General features: G+C 31.7%; 10 protein-coding genes. 5 read left to right on the top strand and 5 right to left on the bottom strand.

The window, feature by feature from the left end; genetic code table 11:
- Window positions 1-471: 471 nt before the first annotated feature.
- The 4 genes from rimO (at window position 472) to CLU82_RS14695 (ending at window position 4,578) form a co-directional block, all read left to right on the top strand.
- The gene (rimO, locus tag CLU82_RS14710; protein ID WP_100843789.1) at window positions 472-1,785 is read left to right on the top strand and encodes a 30S ribosomal protein S12 methylthiotransferase RimO; all 1,314 of its coding nucleotides are present in this window, start codon (window positions 472-474) and stop codon (window positions 1,783-1,785) included.
- A gap of 29 nt (window positions 1,786-1,814) precedes the next feature.
- Window positions 1,815-2,288, top strand: coding sequence for a hypothetical protein (locus tag CLU82_RS14705; RefSeq protein WP_100843788.1), 474 nt, complete (start codon window positions 1,815-1,817; stop codon window positions 2,286-2,288).
- Window positions 2,289-2,324: 36 nt separating this feature from the next.
- Window positions 2,325-3,227: an N-acetylmuramoyl-L-alanine amidase gene (locus CLU82_RS14700; protein ID WP_100843787.1), complete on the top strand. Its 903-nt coding sequence runs from the start codon at window positions 2,325-2,327 to the stop codon at window positions 3,225-3,227.
- Between the two features lie 208 nt (window positions 3,228-3,435).
- Window positions 3,436-4,578 (top strand): DegT/DnrJ/EryC1/StrS aminotransferase family protein, encoded by a 1,143-nt coding sequence (locus CLU82_RS14695; protein ID WP_100843786.1) that lies wholly within the window; start codon window positions 3,436-3,438, stop codon window positions 4,576-4,578.
- A 139-nt stretch (window positions 4,579-4,717) separates the two neighbouring features.
- Here the strand turns inward: CLU82_RS14695 and CLU82_RS14690 are convergent, their stop codons facing one another.
- The gene (locus CLU82_RS14690) at window positions 4,718-5,773 is read right to left on the bottom strand and encodes an outer membrane beta-barrel protein (protein ID WP_100843785.1); all 1,056 of its coding nucleotides are present in this window, start codon (window positions 5,771-5,773) and stop codon (window positions 4,718-4,720) included.
- A gap of 808 nt (window positions 5,774-6,581) precedes the next feature.
- On the opposite strand from CLU82_RS14690, the gene CLU82_RS14685 reads away from it, so the two are divergent.
- On the top strand, window positions 6,582-7,031 hold the full coding sequence (locus CLU82_RS14685; protein WP_100843784.1) for a GNAT family N-acetyltransferase: 450 nt from the start codon (window positions 6,582-6,584) through the stop codon (window positions 7,029-7,031).
- A gap of 158 nt (window positions 7,032-7,189) precedes the next feature.
- Here CLU82_RS14685 and CLU82_RS14680 read toward each other — a convergent pair whose 3' ends face one another.
- The 4 genes from CLU82_RS14680 to galA form a co-directional block, all read right to left on the bottom strand.
- Window positions 7,190-9,304: an ATP-binding protein gene (locus tag CLU82_RS14680; protein ID WP_100843783.1), complete on the bottom strand. Its 2,115-nt coding sequence runs from the start codon at window positions 9,302-9,304 to the stop codon at window positions 7,190-7,192.
- A gap of 275 nt (window positions 9,305-9,579) precedes the next feature.
- Window positions 9,580-10,545, bottom strand: coding sequence for a glycoside hydrolase family 5 protein (locus CLU82_RS14675; RefSeq protein WP_100843782.1), 966 nt, complete (start codon window positions 10,543-10,545; stop codon window positions 9,580-9,582).
- Window positions 10,546-10,555: 10 nt separating this feature from the next.
- On the bottom strand, window positions 10,556-11,794 hold the full coding sequence (locus CLU82_RS14670; protein WP_100843781.1) for a glycoside hydrolase family 27 protein: 1,239 nt from the start codon (window positions 11,792-11,794) through the stop codon (window positions 10,556-10,558).
- A 237-nt stretch (window positions 11,795-12,031) separates the two neighbouring features.
- The gene (gene galA, locus CLU82_RS14665) at window positions 12,032-14,887 is read right to left on the bottom strand and encodes a beta-galactosidase GalA (RefSeq protein WP_100843780.1); all 2,856 of its coding nucleotides are present in this window, start codon (window positions 14,885-14,887) and stop codon (window positions 12,032-12,034) included.
- Window positions 14,888-14,890 lie beyond the last annotated feature (3 nt).

Here is a 14,890-nt window from a genome sequence, read left to right as displayed (position 1 = left end):
TTATTTATTCCCAATAACCCCATGCACGGCGTCTCTGACGCCACGAACGGGGTTATTTCTAAAACTAAATAGTATTTTACTTATACGCTATAACTCCTTTTTACAAAGTTATATTCAATTCCAATGCTACTGATACTTCTGTTTCCCTTCTCGCGACTCTCAGCTTTCTTTTGCTTTTTTTATTGGAATGACTAATAATAGCAAAAATACTAAATCTTAATCCCTAGCCCCGATAGCAGTGAAAATCCTTGTTGCCCGGGGTTCGGGCAACAAGATTGTAACGGATAGCGGGAACCATACTTCCTGAAAACACCCTTTGCTTTTGCTCCCAAAAACAATACTTAAACACTATTTATATCATTTAAAATTATTTTTACAGAAACAAAACAAGGCATTTTGAAAGGAAAGAAGCAGGGTTTCCGTAAAAAATTGTAATTTTGCAAATTCCTAAATTATCAGGAATATAATATTATGAGAACGAAGTCTTTAAAAAAGAACAAAATAAATGTGATCACTCTTGGGTGTTCTAAAAATGTATATGATAGTGAAGTGTTAATGGGGCAACTTCGTGCAAGCGGAAAAGATGTGACCCATGAAGCTAAAGCCGAAGATGAAGGGAATATTATTGTAATTAATACTTGCGGATTTATTGATAATGCTAAGGCAGAATCGGTAAATATGATATTAGAATATGCTGATAAAAAAGAGAAAGGGCTTGTAGATAAAGTTTTTGTAACTGGATGTTTATCTGAAAGATATAGACCTGATTTAGAAAAAGAAATTCCAAACGTAGATCAATATTTTGGAACTACAGAATTACCCGCTTTATTAAAAGCATTGGGAGCTGACTATAAGCATGAATTACTAGGAGAACGTTTGACAACGACTCCTAAAAATTATGCGTATTTGAAAATCTCTGAAGGTTGTGATAGGCCTTGTAGTTTTTGTGCTATTCCTTTAATGAGAGGGAAAAATGTTTCGCAAACTATTGAAAAATTAGTAAAAGAAGCAGAAGGATTAGCTAGAGACGGAGTAAAAGAATTGATTTTGATTGCACAAGACTTAACTTATTATGGTCTTGATTTATACAAAAAAAGAGCCCTTGGAGAATTATTAGAAGCTTTAGTAAAAGTAGAAGGGATAGAATGGATTCGTTTACACTACGCCTTCCCTACTGGATTCCCAATGGATGTTCTTGAAATCATGAAACGCGAACCTAAAATTTGTAATTATATTGATATTCCGTTGCAACACATCGCTGATTCTGTTTTGAAATCAATGCGTCGTGGAACTACTCAAGAGAAAACAACACAATTATTAAAAGATTTTAGAGCTGCAGTTCCCGGAATGGCTATTCGTACAACTTTGATTGTTGGTTATCCCGGAGAAACACAAGAGGACTTTAATATTTTAAAAGATTTTGTTCAAGAAATGAAATTTGACAGAATGGGTTGTTTCGCTTATTCTCACGAAGAAAACACGCATGCTTTTTTACTTGAAGATGATGTTCCTGCTGATGTAAAACAAGATCGTGCCAACGAAATTATGGAATTACAATCTCAAATTTCTTGGGATTTGAATCAAGAAAAAGTTGGAAAAACTTTTAGATGTATCATTGATAGAAAAGAAGGTGGCCATTTTGTAGGTAGAACTGAATTTGATAGCCCAGATGTAGATAATGAAGTATTAATTGACGCTTCAAAACATTATGTAAAAACAGGTGATTTTGCAATGATCAAAATTATCGAAGCAACAGAATTTGATTTATACGGAGAACCAGTTTAATTTTTTTTTAATTTTCAAGATTGTATTTTATGAAAACATTTAAAACAGTATTGTTTATAGTATTTTTATTCTTGTCAGCCAACACCATTTCGGCACAGCAATATAATAATGGCTACGGTGGGGGATATGGGGGAAATGGATATGGAGGGAACAGCTATGGCAGATCTAATCAAATGAATCAAATGCCAGCTAGTCAACCAAGTGCACCAAAACCTGTACCTGTAGAGCAAACTGCTGCAAAAATAGTAGCATTTTATAAAAAAGAACTCAATTTGGATGCCCTTCAAGAAGTAGTTGTTACTAATATTTATGTAAAATCGTTAAAAAAAGAAGAAGTTTTAATGAAAAAAGAAATTAGTGATGATGAGAAAAAAGAAGAATTTAAAGTTCTAAGTGAAATGACAGAAATGGAAATAAAAGAAATTTTAAACAAAGATCAAAAAGAGAAATTTAAAAATCTTATTGATGAAAGAAACAGCAAAATGGAAGCTCGAAAACACTAAGATTTAATAATTCTGAAACACTTTTGAATATCAGCTATGAAAAAGCACTTTTACTACCTCATTCTAATCTTTTTAATTGTCTCGTGTGGTACAAATCCACACAAAGCAAACGAAAAAGTATATAATGATCAAATAAATACTTTAAAAGAAACTATTGCCACAAAAGAAGCTACACCTTTGCAAAGCGAACCTTTTGTCGTGATTGATAGTGTTGCTTATCGATATAATAAACAATTGATTAATTACAAAGATACTCTTTCTAAAACAGACACTAAGATTTTGCAAAATGGCATTGTCTCTGAATGGGTAGGTACAGTTAATTTTAATTTAAGAAAACCCAATTTTATTGTTCTCCATCATACAGCACAGGATTCTATTCAACAAACTTTAAAAACGTTTACATTAAAAGCAACCAATGTTAGTGCTCATTATGTAATTTCAAGAGATGGAAAAGTAATTCATATGCTCAATGATTATTTAAGAGCTTGGCACGCCGGAAATGGATCATGGGGTAGAGATACCGACATTAATTCAAGCTCTATTGGCATTGAATTGGATAATAACGGATCTGAACCTTTTTCAGATTTACAAATTAATTCCCTATTAGCTCTTCTGACTAAATTAAAAAAAGATTATAATATTCCAATACAAAATATAATTGGACATGCAGATATTGCTCCAAGTAGAAAGAAAGACCCAAGCGCATTGTTCCCTTGGAAACTTTTGTCTTTAAATGGTTTTGGAGTTTGGCCTGAAGATGAACTTCCTTGTCCTCCACCAGAATTTAATGCAGAACAAGGCTTGCAGGTAATTGGTTATAGCACTAAAAATCTTTCAGCAGCCATTATGGCTTTCAAACTTCATTATATCCAAACAGAAGTTAATGATATATTAGACGAAAAAACAATTAGCACTATCTATTCTATTTACAAAAAGTAGAAATACTATATTCCATAAAAAACGCTTTTTGGTCAATTCAAAAGGCGTTTTTTTTTATTTTTACTATATTTAAAACTAACGAATCAATAGTACATATCTCAGATACTTGTAAATAAAAATAAATTACATAACTTTTTCCAAAATGAATACGAACAAGTAGCCGTCAAAAACATTTTGTTAATTATATGATTTAACATCTAAAAAAATAATGATCAAATCAAAAATATGGTTATCCTCTCCACATATGGGAGGCTCCGAACTCAGTTATATACACGATGCTTTTGACTCCAATTGGATTGCACCATTTGGGGCAAATATTACTGAATTTGAACATGTTTTGGAAAAATACTTATCTAACGATGTTTTTGTAACTACTCTAAGCTCCGCTACAGCTGCCATTCATTTAGGTTTAATACTCTTGGATGTAAAAGCTGGAGACTTAGTTATTTGCCAATCTTTCACATTCTCAGCATCGGCCAATCCTATTTTATACCAAGGAGCAAAACCCATTTTTGTTGATAGTGAACTCGAAACTTGGAATCTTTGCCCAATCGCTTTAGAGAATGCAATTATCGATACAATTCATAAAGGTCAAATTCCAAAAGCAATCATCACGGTACATCTATATGGCGTCCCTTATAAAATAGATGAAATTAGAGCCGTCGCAGATAAATACAACATTCCTATTCTAGAAGACAGTGCCGAGGCTCTAGGAAGCAGTTACAAAGGTCAAAAATGTGGTACTTTTGGAGATATTAGTGTTTTTTCATTTAATGGAAATAAAATCATAACCACCTCTGGAGGTGGAGCAATCATAACTTCAAGTCATCAGCAAAAGAAAAAAATACAATTTCTTGCTTCACAAGCCAAAGATGAGGCACCTCATTATCAACACAGCGAACTAGGTTATAATTATCAAATGAGCAATATTTGTGCAGGTATTGGTCGTGGCCAAATGAAAGTTCTTGATGAACATGTTGCTTTACGAAGAGCTATGCATGATTTTTATGTCTCACTTTTTAAAAATATACCTGGAATCACCGTTTTTTCAACAGTAAATCCAGACTATTTTACCAATTATTGGTTGACTTCTATACTCGTAAATCCTAATGAAACCAAAAATGGGATCAATAGAGAAACGATCCGATTAACTTTATTGGATTCAGATATAGAATGCAGGCCTTTGTGGAAACCCATGCATTTACAACCGTTGTATGAAAACTATCCTTTCTATGGGGGAGAAATTGCAGAAACATTATTTAAAAATGGACTGAGTTTACCTTCAGGATCTAATTTAACAGACTCCGATCGAAACCGCATAAGCACTGTTTTATTAAAATTATTATGCTAATTAGATTAAAACAAAACACTTTAAACCATATTTCTACATTAGAAACCAGAGTTAAACACTAATTATTTCCTATAAAAAAAGCTGCCAAAACCATAAAAGATCTTGACAGCCAAAAAAAAAATATCTTTTTATTTAAAAATTAAAAAGTATATGTCGTTGCAAGTAACACAAATCCATTAGAACCTGTTCCTACTCCATCGCTATCTACGAATGAATCCTCAGATGAATTATCATATCTAAACTCAGGAATAATAGTTAAATTACCCACTTTATAATTTAATGACAATGTATTTCCTAAAACATTTCCACCAATTGCATTTGCCGAAATTCCATCTTTATCATCAAAATACTCTAATCTATAAGCTAAGCTTAAACTATTATTTAAAGCATAACTAGCATATCCAACTAATGAGAACCATTCGCTATCTAAATCACTATCAAAATCATCTGCAACCATTGCATAAGTTCCATTAAAACCTAAAGAAAATTTATCATTTAATTTTTTTGATGCTACAAAATCGAATTGAGTTATGTTTTTAGGAGATGATGGATTATTACTTCCTGTAGTAAAATTAAAATAAGCACTTCCTGTATCACCTACATATCCAACTTGAGCAATAAACGTTTTGTTTTTTGAAGGAGCATCTAATGCCGATTTAAAATCCGTAGGATTTGTGATACCTGCCATAGCTGTAAATTTTCCTGAAGTATAAATTGCTTTCACCCCAGTATTGAAGAATGGCCCATTTGTAAAAGCATATGACATACTATAATTTTTATTATCCACAGCATCCAATAGCTCGTATCCTACATGTGTACCGAAACTACCAAAAACCATTTTAAATTTATCCGAAAGCTCATAAGTAAACATTAACTGTTTAATCATAAATGTATTTGCTTCGTCATTATATGAAAATTCAGATGCTCTGCTTCCGAAACCTAAATCTACAAATACAGAAGCTTTTTTCCATGAATGTGATGCCTCTATAGAAGCCATTCCTAACTGAAATGAATCATTTGCATTTGTAAAACTAGTTGAAGTTGGTTGAAGTTGTTTCCCAGAGAAATCATACTTATAATAAGCATCTGCAGATCCTCCAAAAGTGGTAACCGGAGGCCCTGAAGAATCTCCGTCTTGTGCAAATGAAATACTCGTTGTTAATGCTAATACTAAAATTGCTAATACTTTTTTCATGTTTAAATGTTTTTTGTTAGTAATTTAATTAATGACTTTTCAGTCAGATGTTGGTTATTTTTTTCTTTCTTAAGAGCGAAATTATTAACTTTTCGTTAACATGAAAATTTTTTTAAAAGTTTCTGTGAAGAATTATTAATATCCAAAAATCATTACCCAATAACGATCAAATTCCGTTTTTTTTGTAATTATTTTACAAATTCAATAATCAAGATTTTTAAAAATACCCATAAAAAACATACTTAGTTTTAAAATCTAAATAAAAAAATACTTGTTTTTTAAAAAAATTACATAAATAATATATCACAACCCATAAAAAAATAGGGGGTGTTGTCGAAAAAAATAATATATAGCAAAATAATTGTATTAAAAATTGAAATATCAATTTCAATTTCTTGACAGAACAAAAAATCCTCAAACTCATTATTAAAATAAGTTCAAGGATTATAATAAAAAAATACAATTATCAAATATGAATAAGTGTAATAACTGTTTTTTGAACATTGTGATATTTCGATGACCGAATATTTTAGGCAGTTAGCAAAAAATAAAAAGAAATATGAATATTCTTAAATTAGTGTAACATGATTCTATGGTGCTAAAATCATCAGATTAGTAAATAATAATATTTCTACCTAAACGAGAAAAAACATAAATAAATAGAAGCCAAAAGCAAGAATAAATTGGATAAATTAACATATGTCTTTAATTTTTTAAACTAAAAAATTAGCATAAAAGCATAAAAACTAAAATAACATTAAATCTTTTTTTGTATATTTAATTTCCAAACCCACATAACCAGCCAACTATGACACGAAAAGCAAACATTCAAGACTTAGATCAATTAACAAATCTATTTGATCAATATGTTGTTTTTTATAAAAATTCATCTAATTATGAAAAGCACCATACTTATCTAAAAGAAAGATTAGAGAACAATGAAGCAGTCATTTTTGTAGCCTGTGATGATGAAAATCCAGATAAAATTATTGGTTTTGCACTCATCTATGTCACTTTTTCTTCATTGGCACTCAATAAAATACTAATCCTAAATGATCTTTTTGTAGATCCTTTAGCAAGAAAAAAAGGAATAGGTGAAAAATTAATTTCACAAACAGAAGCTTTTGCTAAAGAATTGGGGGCTCATACCATTCGTTTAAGAACTGCTAAAAGCAATAATATAGCTCAAAAATTATATCATAAAATGGGATTTGTAAGAGAAGATTACCTTTATAGTTACGACCTTACAGTTTCATAATATCAAACAGCGTAAACAAAAACATACATCAAATTTAAGTAATGTAAAAAAATTAGTTTGTCTTCAAGTCAGAACAAACTTTACATACCATGAAGAGATTAAAAAAACAAAGCCTCTAAAATAAAAATGATGCCATTTTTTATATGTAAAAAACAATTTTAAAATATAGAATTGTTTTGATACACTTTATTAATTATTTCATAGATCTTCTCTTTATCTAAAGGTTTTGTTATATATCCTGAAAATCCAGCTTTCATGATTTTTTCTTTCACTTCTGAAGATGAATGTGCTGTTTGAGCAATTACAATTCGATTTGGGTTTTCTTTTTTAATCATTTCAAAGGCTTCATACCCATCTAAAACTGGCATTTTAATATCCATAAAAATCAAATCTATTTCTAAATTTGACGCATTAATATCCACTACTTCTTGACCGTTTCTTGCTCTCAAAACAGTATGTTTTTTTAATTCTAATATTGTTTTTAATAATAGAAAATTAATATTATCATCTTCAGCTACTAAAATAGTTTTGGAATCAGAATTCTTATTAGTGCATTCTTCTTTGATTACACTATTTTCAATAGCATACTCTTCATAAATCAATGGAATTGTAAATTTAAAAACTGAACCTCCTCCATAAACTGATTCTACCTTAATTTCTCCGCCCAACATTTCAATATAGGCCTTAGAAATAGACAAACCCAATCCTAATCCACTGAGAGATATCGAATAATCATCATCGACTCTTCGAAATCGATCAAAAACTACTTTCAAATCTTTTTTACTAATTCCTATGCCTGTATCTTCAACTCTAAATTCTAACAAATGATCTTCCTTATTTATTGAATAACCAAAAGCAACATGACCATTGTCGGTAAATTTTATTGCATTTGTAAGCAAATTAACTATTATTTGTTTCAACTTTACTTCGTCAGTCAAAATATCATTCTCAAATCTATCAGTACTTTTGATAACATAAAAATCAATACTTTTATCTTCTGGAATAGTCACTTTTAACGTATTATATAACTCATTAATACATTTTTCAATATCCAAACCTTTATAATTGGGGAGTATTAGTTTGGCGTCAATCTTTGACATTTCAATTAAGTCTTCAATAATAGACACTAAACTTTTTCCGCTACTATTAATTATTTTCAAATACTTCTTTTTTAAATCTTCGCTTAAACTTTCATTTAACAGTAAATCTGAAAATCCAATAATAGCATTCATCGGTGTTCTAATTTCATGGGACAAATTAGCCAAAAAAGTAGATTTTAATTTATCGCTTTCCTCTGCTTTTTCTTTCGACTTTTCCAATTGAAAACGATTCTTTCTATGATCTTCAAATAAATTTCCGATGTGTCCAAATTCACCTGGTTCCCTTTTTAGTAAACTAATTGAAATCTCACGATCTGTCTCTAAAATATTAGTTACCAAACGTAACGGCTTATAAACCCATTTTCTCGAATAATAAATAGCAGCAATTAGTCCTATTAAAGTAGCAATAACTATAATTAATAATAACTCTTTGGTTCTTTCAAAATTGAGATATGAAGGCCTCTCAAATAATAATTTTGCAACCGCAACATTATCATAATTTTCAAGTTTTATTAAAGAAGATACTTTTTTATCTTCAATTGTGTCAGTATCTACATCATTAAAAATATAAATTTTGGAGCTACAAATATCTTCTAAATTTTTAAAATAGGCTTTATCCAATAACCGAGCCATGAACATATATCCAGATGGCTTTGTTTTAGTTTTTTTTGGATCATTTGAACCATGAATAGTCCCACCAAGTACTTCAACTACGCCTGAAGGAATCCTAAAATAGAACCGAGAAAATTTAGATTTATATAAATTTTTCATAGCCTGTTCTGGTATAAAATCCTTAGATTTAAAATCAGGCTTTGCAATGCTTGTAATAAACTTTTTATCTAGACCATAAACCGAAATATAATCTACTTCATAAGTAGGAAATTCGTTAGCGATATATTTTTTAAACCAAAGTGTATCTTTTGTTTTTGTAAAATTGACTAAAGAATCCCAATAGGTAAGATCATTTATAGTAACAATTTGTGTTTTTGAATTAAAATCAAATAACCGTTTAACTTCCTTTTTATATTGATTTGAATTGGCTTTGAAAACATCATTTTCTTGTTGAACTGTATATAAATAAAGAGAGCTAAACAATAATAAAAAGAGTGAACAAATACCAATGATTAACAATACTAATTTAAAATAAGTCGTTAATTTTAATGTTAATTTCATGCAGATATATATTGTTTTTTATTGGTCATATGTAAATTCCAATTTATCATTTTAGCTGAACTTCGTTTCGAAAAGCTACTATTTTTGTGTTTACTTTATCTAATTATTTTTATTGATGCAAAATTACAGGCTTTAGTATTGCAAACAATTTATAGCAATACCCATTTTCATATAACCATCTTATTACAACAAAAAATAGGAGCGCAATATACTCCTTTTTTTATAATACAAAAAAAACCAACTCATTGAAAAGTTGGTTTTTATGTTTTTATAAACTAATTCTTGCCATTATATTTCCTTAGCAATTCTCTTGTTTTTACACCTGATTCTTTAAGATCCTCATTCTTCCAATTTCCTTCAGAATTGGCTGATTTCTTTAACATAGAACACGTTTCATCCTTATCTGAAATAGACCAAGTTATCCAACTTATTTTTCTTTGTTCCAGCCAATCGATGTATTCCTGCCAAACGCCATAATTCATAGGACCATCACCTGAAGCTTCCATTCCAGCCGATTCGGAAACAAATATTGGCAAACCATTTTTTATTGCTTCATCAGTACGGTCACGTAACTCTTTTCCGTGTGTTCCAGCATAAAAATGCATGGTATACATCAAATTATTATAACCTTTTATAGGATCTGCCGCTGGGAGATTTACATCTTGATCCCACTTTGGACAACCAACCAAAATAATATTATCTGGATCATTTGCTCTAATGATTTTTATAACTTCCTCGGCATATGCTTTTACTTCTGGCCATGTTTCATAATCAGGCTCATTAAAAACCTCATAAATCACATTTGGATATTTTCCGTATTTCTTTGATATTTCATCAAAATAGTTTTTGGCTTCGTTCAAATTAATATTATGACTGTGCCAATCAACAATCACATAAATATCTGATTTGATAGCTCCTTTTATAACTGATTCTATTTTTTCTTTTGAAAATTCTGGTTCTTTTTTATAAGCATGTTCTCCAATTTCTACACCCATTGCAGCTCGAACAATAGTACAATCGAAATCTTTTTTCAACCAAGCCACAGCTTTTTCATTATAAAATCTGGGCCACATGCTATGCCATCCAAAACTCACACCACGCAAAGCAATTGGATTCTGTTTTTTATCAACTAACTGAGTTCCATTTACACTCAGCTGACCATGTTTTTTAACAAATTGAGCATTTGCCATGCTAAACTTTAAAGCAAGCAAAAACAAAAAATTTTTAAGTTTAAAATTCATCTCTTCTTATTTAAGGAATTAATCTAAGTGTAATCACTTCATGAGAAGCTAAATCGGCAGTGAAATTCTTTTTAGTATTTCCAGCTTCTTTATTTTTCCATAAATCTTTGATTTTGAAAGTTGATTTATTGAAATCAGCTTCATATCCAAAATCTACATCTTTGATTGAATTCTTTTTCCAATCGAAATTAATTTTCTTAGGAGCATCTGTTCTGTTTAAGAATGTGACCGCCCAATTTCCGTCAGATAAAGGTTTTACCCAAACTTCCAAACCATCTTCCGTAGAAAGCTTAAATCCTTGTATTCCTAGTTTATCCTGATTTACAGCAATAAGTTCTTTGTTGGTTAGAATAGCCAACGTTTCTTTTGACATTTTTCTGAAATCATTTCCAGCAATTAAAGGAGAAGCCATCATACACCACATCGCAAAATGTGTTTTATCTTCGGTATTGGTCATTCCGTCTCCCACTTCCATCATATCAAAATCATTCCAATGATCAGGTCCTGAAAACTTACGAATATCTTTACGCATTTCTGCAATTTTCATAAATCCCCATGAAGACCAATTTCCTTCTTCATGGTGGAATTCGCAATCAAAACATGGATAAATATCTCCCGAAATTCTCCACAAATTCCCTATTGGTTTTCCCCAATTCCATACTTGAGTGTCACCCCATTCGCAAAGGCTAAAAACGATAGGTCTCCCGGCCGTTTTTAAAGCATTACTCATTGTTGCGTACGCTTCCGGAGCATTGATTCCTGCTGTGTTACACCAGTCGTATTTTAAGAAATCGATTTTTAATTTTGCATAAAAACGAGCATCTTGGTATTCGTGACCACGAGTTCCTGGATAGCCAGCACATGTATGTGTACCTGCACAATTGTACAGACCAAATTTTAATCCTTTGCTATGAACATACTCTATTAAATGTTCCATTCCGCTTGGGAATTTTACAGGATCAGGAATTAAATTTCCATCTTGATCTCTTTCTTTGGTCATCCAACCATCATCTAATACGATATAATTGTATCCTGCGGCAACCATCCCGGTTGACACCATAAGATCAGCAGTTTCTTTAACGAGTTTTTCATCGATATTGGTTTCAAAGGTGTTCCAAGAGTTCCAACCCATTGGTGGTGTCATGGCGAGTCCTTCGAATTTTCCTGTTCCTTGTTTGTAAACGTTGCCTTGTGAAAAACCTTGAATTGCTATACTGCTTAATAGTAATGTGAGAAATATTTTTTTCATGCTTTTATTTTATTGGTATTTGATTATTTTTTATTTGGCACGCAGATCTTTTCAGATTTACGCAGATTTTAAAATATTACAATGTTGTTTATGCTCTTTTTTGCGTGAGGGATGGCAGTGGAGCTCTTTTATTTAAGGCGCTTTTTTTCGCCTTAAATAAAAAGCGGGAACGTACAGCCCGACCTCGTTGAAAAAATATTTTTCTTATTTTTTCAACGAGGTCACGCCCCAATTATCTTATTGAGCCTTTATTTTTATTTCGGCATTTTTTAGTCCGTTACTGGTTGCTGTCAAAGTAATTTCGCCTTTTTCTCCAGTAGTTTGAATAATGACTTGAGCCAAACCGTTGAATAATTTTCGCTTATAATTTTCGGCTTTGGTAATGATTTGAATACTTCCTAAACTTTGATTGAGTACGTCCCAAGAATTTACTTTGGTTAGTGGTACAGCCACAACTGCAATGGTATTGATTCCCGAGCGAAGTATTTTTTTATCTAAAATAAAAGTATCTCCTTTCTTGTTTTCGGTCAAATTAGTAGCAATTTGTTTTCCATTAATGAAAATCGATTGCTGTTTTCCGATGCTTTTATAAAACAAAGTTATCGTGGTCGATTCAAAATTAGTTGGCAATTCGAATTCAGAACGATACGTTATCGCTTTTACTTTCTTACCAAAATCGGCGTTTCTTTCTTCGTTAAATGCTTTTTTCCATGAAGCAATATCTATTTTATCTTGAGTTTCTTCTATTGAATTAAAATCGGATACATATTTTTCTTTAAGAGAATCTAATGGAATAATAGCTATGCTTTCTATATATTTATCAGCTTCAAGTGAAGTTGGGTTTCCGTTCCCAACACCAATAATTTTGCCTGGACCTGTGATTGTAAAAGTCACTTCGTTATCAGCAATTGGAACTGTAAGACCCAATTTGTCTTTGGTACTCACTTTGATTAATGCAATGTCATTTTTGGATGCATCAATACTATTTTTATTTGCTTCTAAATTTAAAACGGCAGCCGCTCCAGTAGTTTTCACGACTTCCGTTAAAATCTTCTTTCCTTTTTTGTATCCAATTGCTTCTAGTGTTCCAGGAGTATAATTGACGTTCCATTCTAGGTGGCTGTCTTTTTCCATTGTTTTTTTGCCTAAACTTTTTTTGTTTAGAAACAATTCTACTTCATCGCAATTGCTGTATGCCCAAACTTCTATGCTTTGATTTTCTTTTCCAGCCCAGTTCCAATGTGGCAAAAGATGCAAAACAGGTTCGTTTTGCCACCAGGATTTCAAGTACCAAGCATCGTCTTTATAAAATCCGCATTGATCCACCATTCCGAAATAAGATCCAACCGAAGGATAACCGAACGGAGTTGGTTCACCACGGTAATCAAATCCCGTCCAAATAAACATTCCAGCTAAATAAGGACGTGAATTATAATGTTTCCAACCGCTTTCTATACTGATAAAACTAGAGCTTGGTGCTTTGTCATAAGCAGGCATAATGTGTTTTTCGTTATCACGGTAATACTCACCACGAGTCGCATTGGTGCTCCCCTCTTCGGTTCCCCAAATGGATTGTTTTGGAAACAATTCGTGTTGCTTATCCGTACTTTTATTAACTATATAATTAATTCCCAACAAATCCATAACGGTAGTGATTCCGTTACTACCTATTCCTCCACTAAAAGCGTAAGTTGAAGATCTAGAACTATCGAGCGATTTTACATAGGATTGCATAGAACTTGCAATTCGAGCCCCTACAATATCATTTTCGATTCCCCATTCTTCGTTTCCAATACTCCAACTTATAATAGAAGGGTGATTTCTGTCGCGTTCAATCACTTTTTTCACATCTCCTAATTGAGTTTGAGTAATCCCCATTAAACGATTTTCATCTATTACCAACATTCCTAAACGATCGCAAGCTTCCAATAATTCGGGAGTCGGTGGATTGTGAGAACAACGATAGGCATTACTTCCAAACGATTTTAAAGTTTGAATTCTAAATTCCAGCAAAGCATCTGGCATTGCTACTCCTACTCCTGCATGATCCTGATGATTGTTTGTTCCTTTTATTTTGACATGCTTTTCATTAAGAAAAAAACCTTCATTGGCATCAAAACGGATTGTTCTGATTCCAAAAACCGTTTCATAAGTATCAACCAGTTTTTCTTCTTCGTAAATCGAAGTAATCATTTTATACAAATAAGGATTTTCTAGTGACCAAAGAGTTGGATTTTCAACAGTCAAATCTGTTGTAAAGTCTTTTGTTTCTCTTGGATTTAAGCTACAAGAATTGATTGTTTTTTCGGAAACACTTTTCCCTTTTTCATCCAAAATAGTTTGAACGATTCTGAATGATTTTGAAGTTTTACCTTCATTTTCAAGGGTAACTAAAGCATTAACTGTTGTTGTATTGTCTTTGATTTTTGTTTGTACAAATGTACCATTGTCAGGAACATGTAATTGATTGGTTTTATTAAGCCAAACATGACGATAGATTCCAGCTCCTTCATAAAACCAGCCTTCTTCCATCGTTGCATCAACTCGAACGGCGATTGTGTTTTCGCCTCCATAATTAATGTAATCGGTTATGTCGTATTCGAAACCCAAATAACCACTGTCTTGATTTCCTAAATAATGACCATTTATCCAAACAATTGAATTACGAAAAACTCCATCAAAAGCGATATGAATACGTCGTCCCAAATCACTTTGTGGAATAGTTATTTTTTTACGATACCAACCGATGCTTTTGTCTGGAAAATTTCGACCAATAGCTTTGAATCCATGACTAAAACTGGCTTCACTGCTAAAACCTTGTTCAACTGCCCAATCATGAGGAAGATCTAATTTGCGCCAAGAACGGTCGTCAAAACTGGCATTGGCAGCACCATCACCAAAACCTGCTTTAGCCAAATAAGAGAAATAAGCTGTTCCTGTATTGAAATCTTTCTTCGTATCCGAGGGATGACCAAAAGCAAATCTCCAATCTTTATCTAAGGAAATATGATCTCTTTTGCTAGTATTTTGTGCTAATCCTAAAAAAGTATTCACTAGAAGCACCCCAAAAAAAACATTCTTAATAAACTTCATTAT

The sequence above is a fragment of the Flavobacterium sp. 5 genome (assembly GCF_002813295.1).
Classification (GTDB): domain Bacteria; phylum Bacteroidota; class Bacteroidia; order Flavobacteriales; family Flavobacteriaceae; genus Flavobacterium.
The sequence above is the reverse complement of the archived record's forward strand: the minus strand, read 5'-3'. Positions and strand labels throughout refer to the sequence as shown.

Coding starts and splice junctions, on each gene's coding strand:
- CLU82_RS14670 (WP_100843781.1), bottom strand. CDS start 11,794: ATGAAAAAAATATTTCTCACATTACTATTAAGCAGTATAGCAATTCAA.
- galA (WP_100843780.1), bottom strand. CDS start 14,887: ATGAAGTTTATTAAGAATGTTTTTTTTGGGGTGCTTCTAGTGAATACT.
- CLU82_RS14685 (WP_100843784.1), top strand. CDS start 6,582: ATGACACGAAAAGCAAACATTCAAGACTTAGATCAATTAACAAATCTA.
- CLU82_RS14690 (WP_100843785.1), bottom strand. CDS start 5,773: ATGAAAAAAGTATTAGCAATTTTAGTATTAGCATTAACAACGAGTATT.
- CLU82_RS14680 (WP_100843783.1), bottom strand. CDS start 9,304: ATGAAATTAACATTAAAATTAACGACTTATTTTAAATTAGTATTGTTA.
- CLU82_RS14675 (WP_100843782.1), bottom strand. CDS start 10,545: ATGAATTTTAAACTTAAAAATTTTTTGTTTTTGCTTGCTTTAAAGTTT.
- CLU82_RS14695 (WP_100843786.1), top strand. CDS start 3,436: ATGATCAAATCAAAAATATGGTTATCCTCTCCACATATGGGAGGCTCC.
- rimO (WP_100843789.1), top strand. CDS start 472: ATGAGAACGAAGTCTTTAAAAAAGAACAAAATAAATGTGATCACTCTT.
- CLU82_RS14700 (WP_100843787.1), top strand. CDS start 2,325: ATGAAAAAGCACTTTTACTACCTCATTCTAATCTTTTTAATTGTCTCG.
- CLU82_RS14705 (WP_100843788.1), top strand. CDS start 1,815: ATGAAAACATTTAAAACAGTATTGTTTATAGTATTTTTATTCTTGTCA.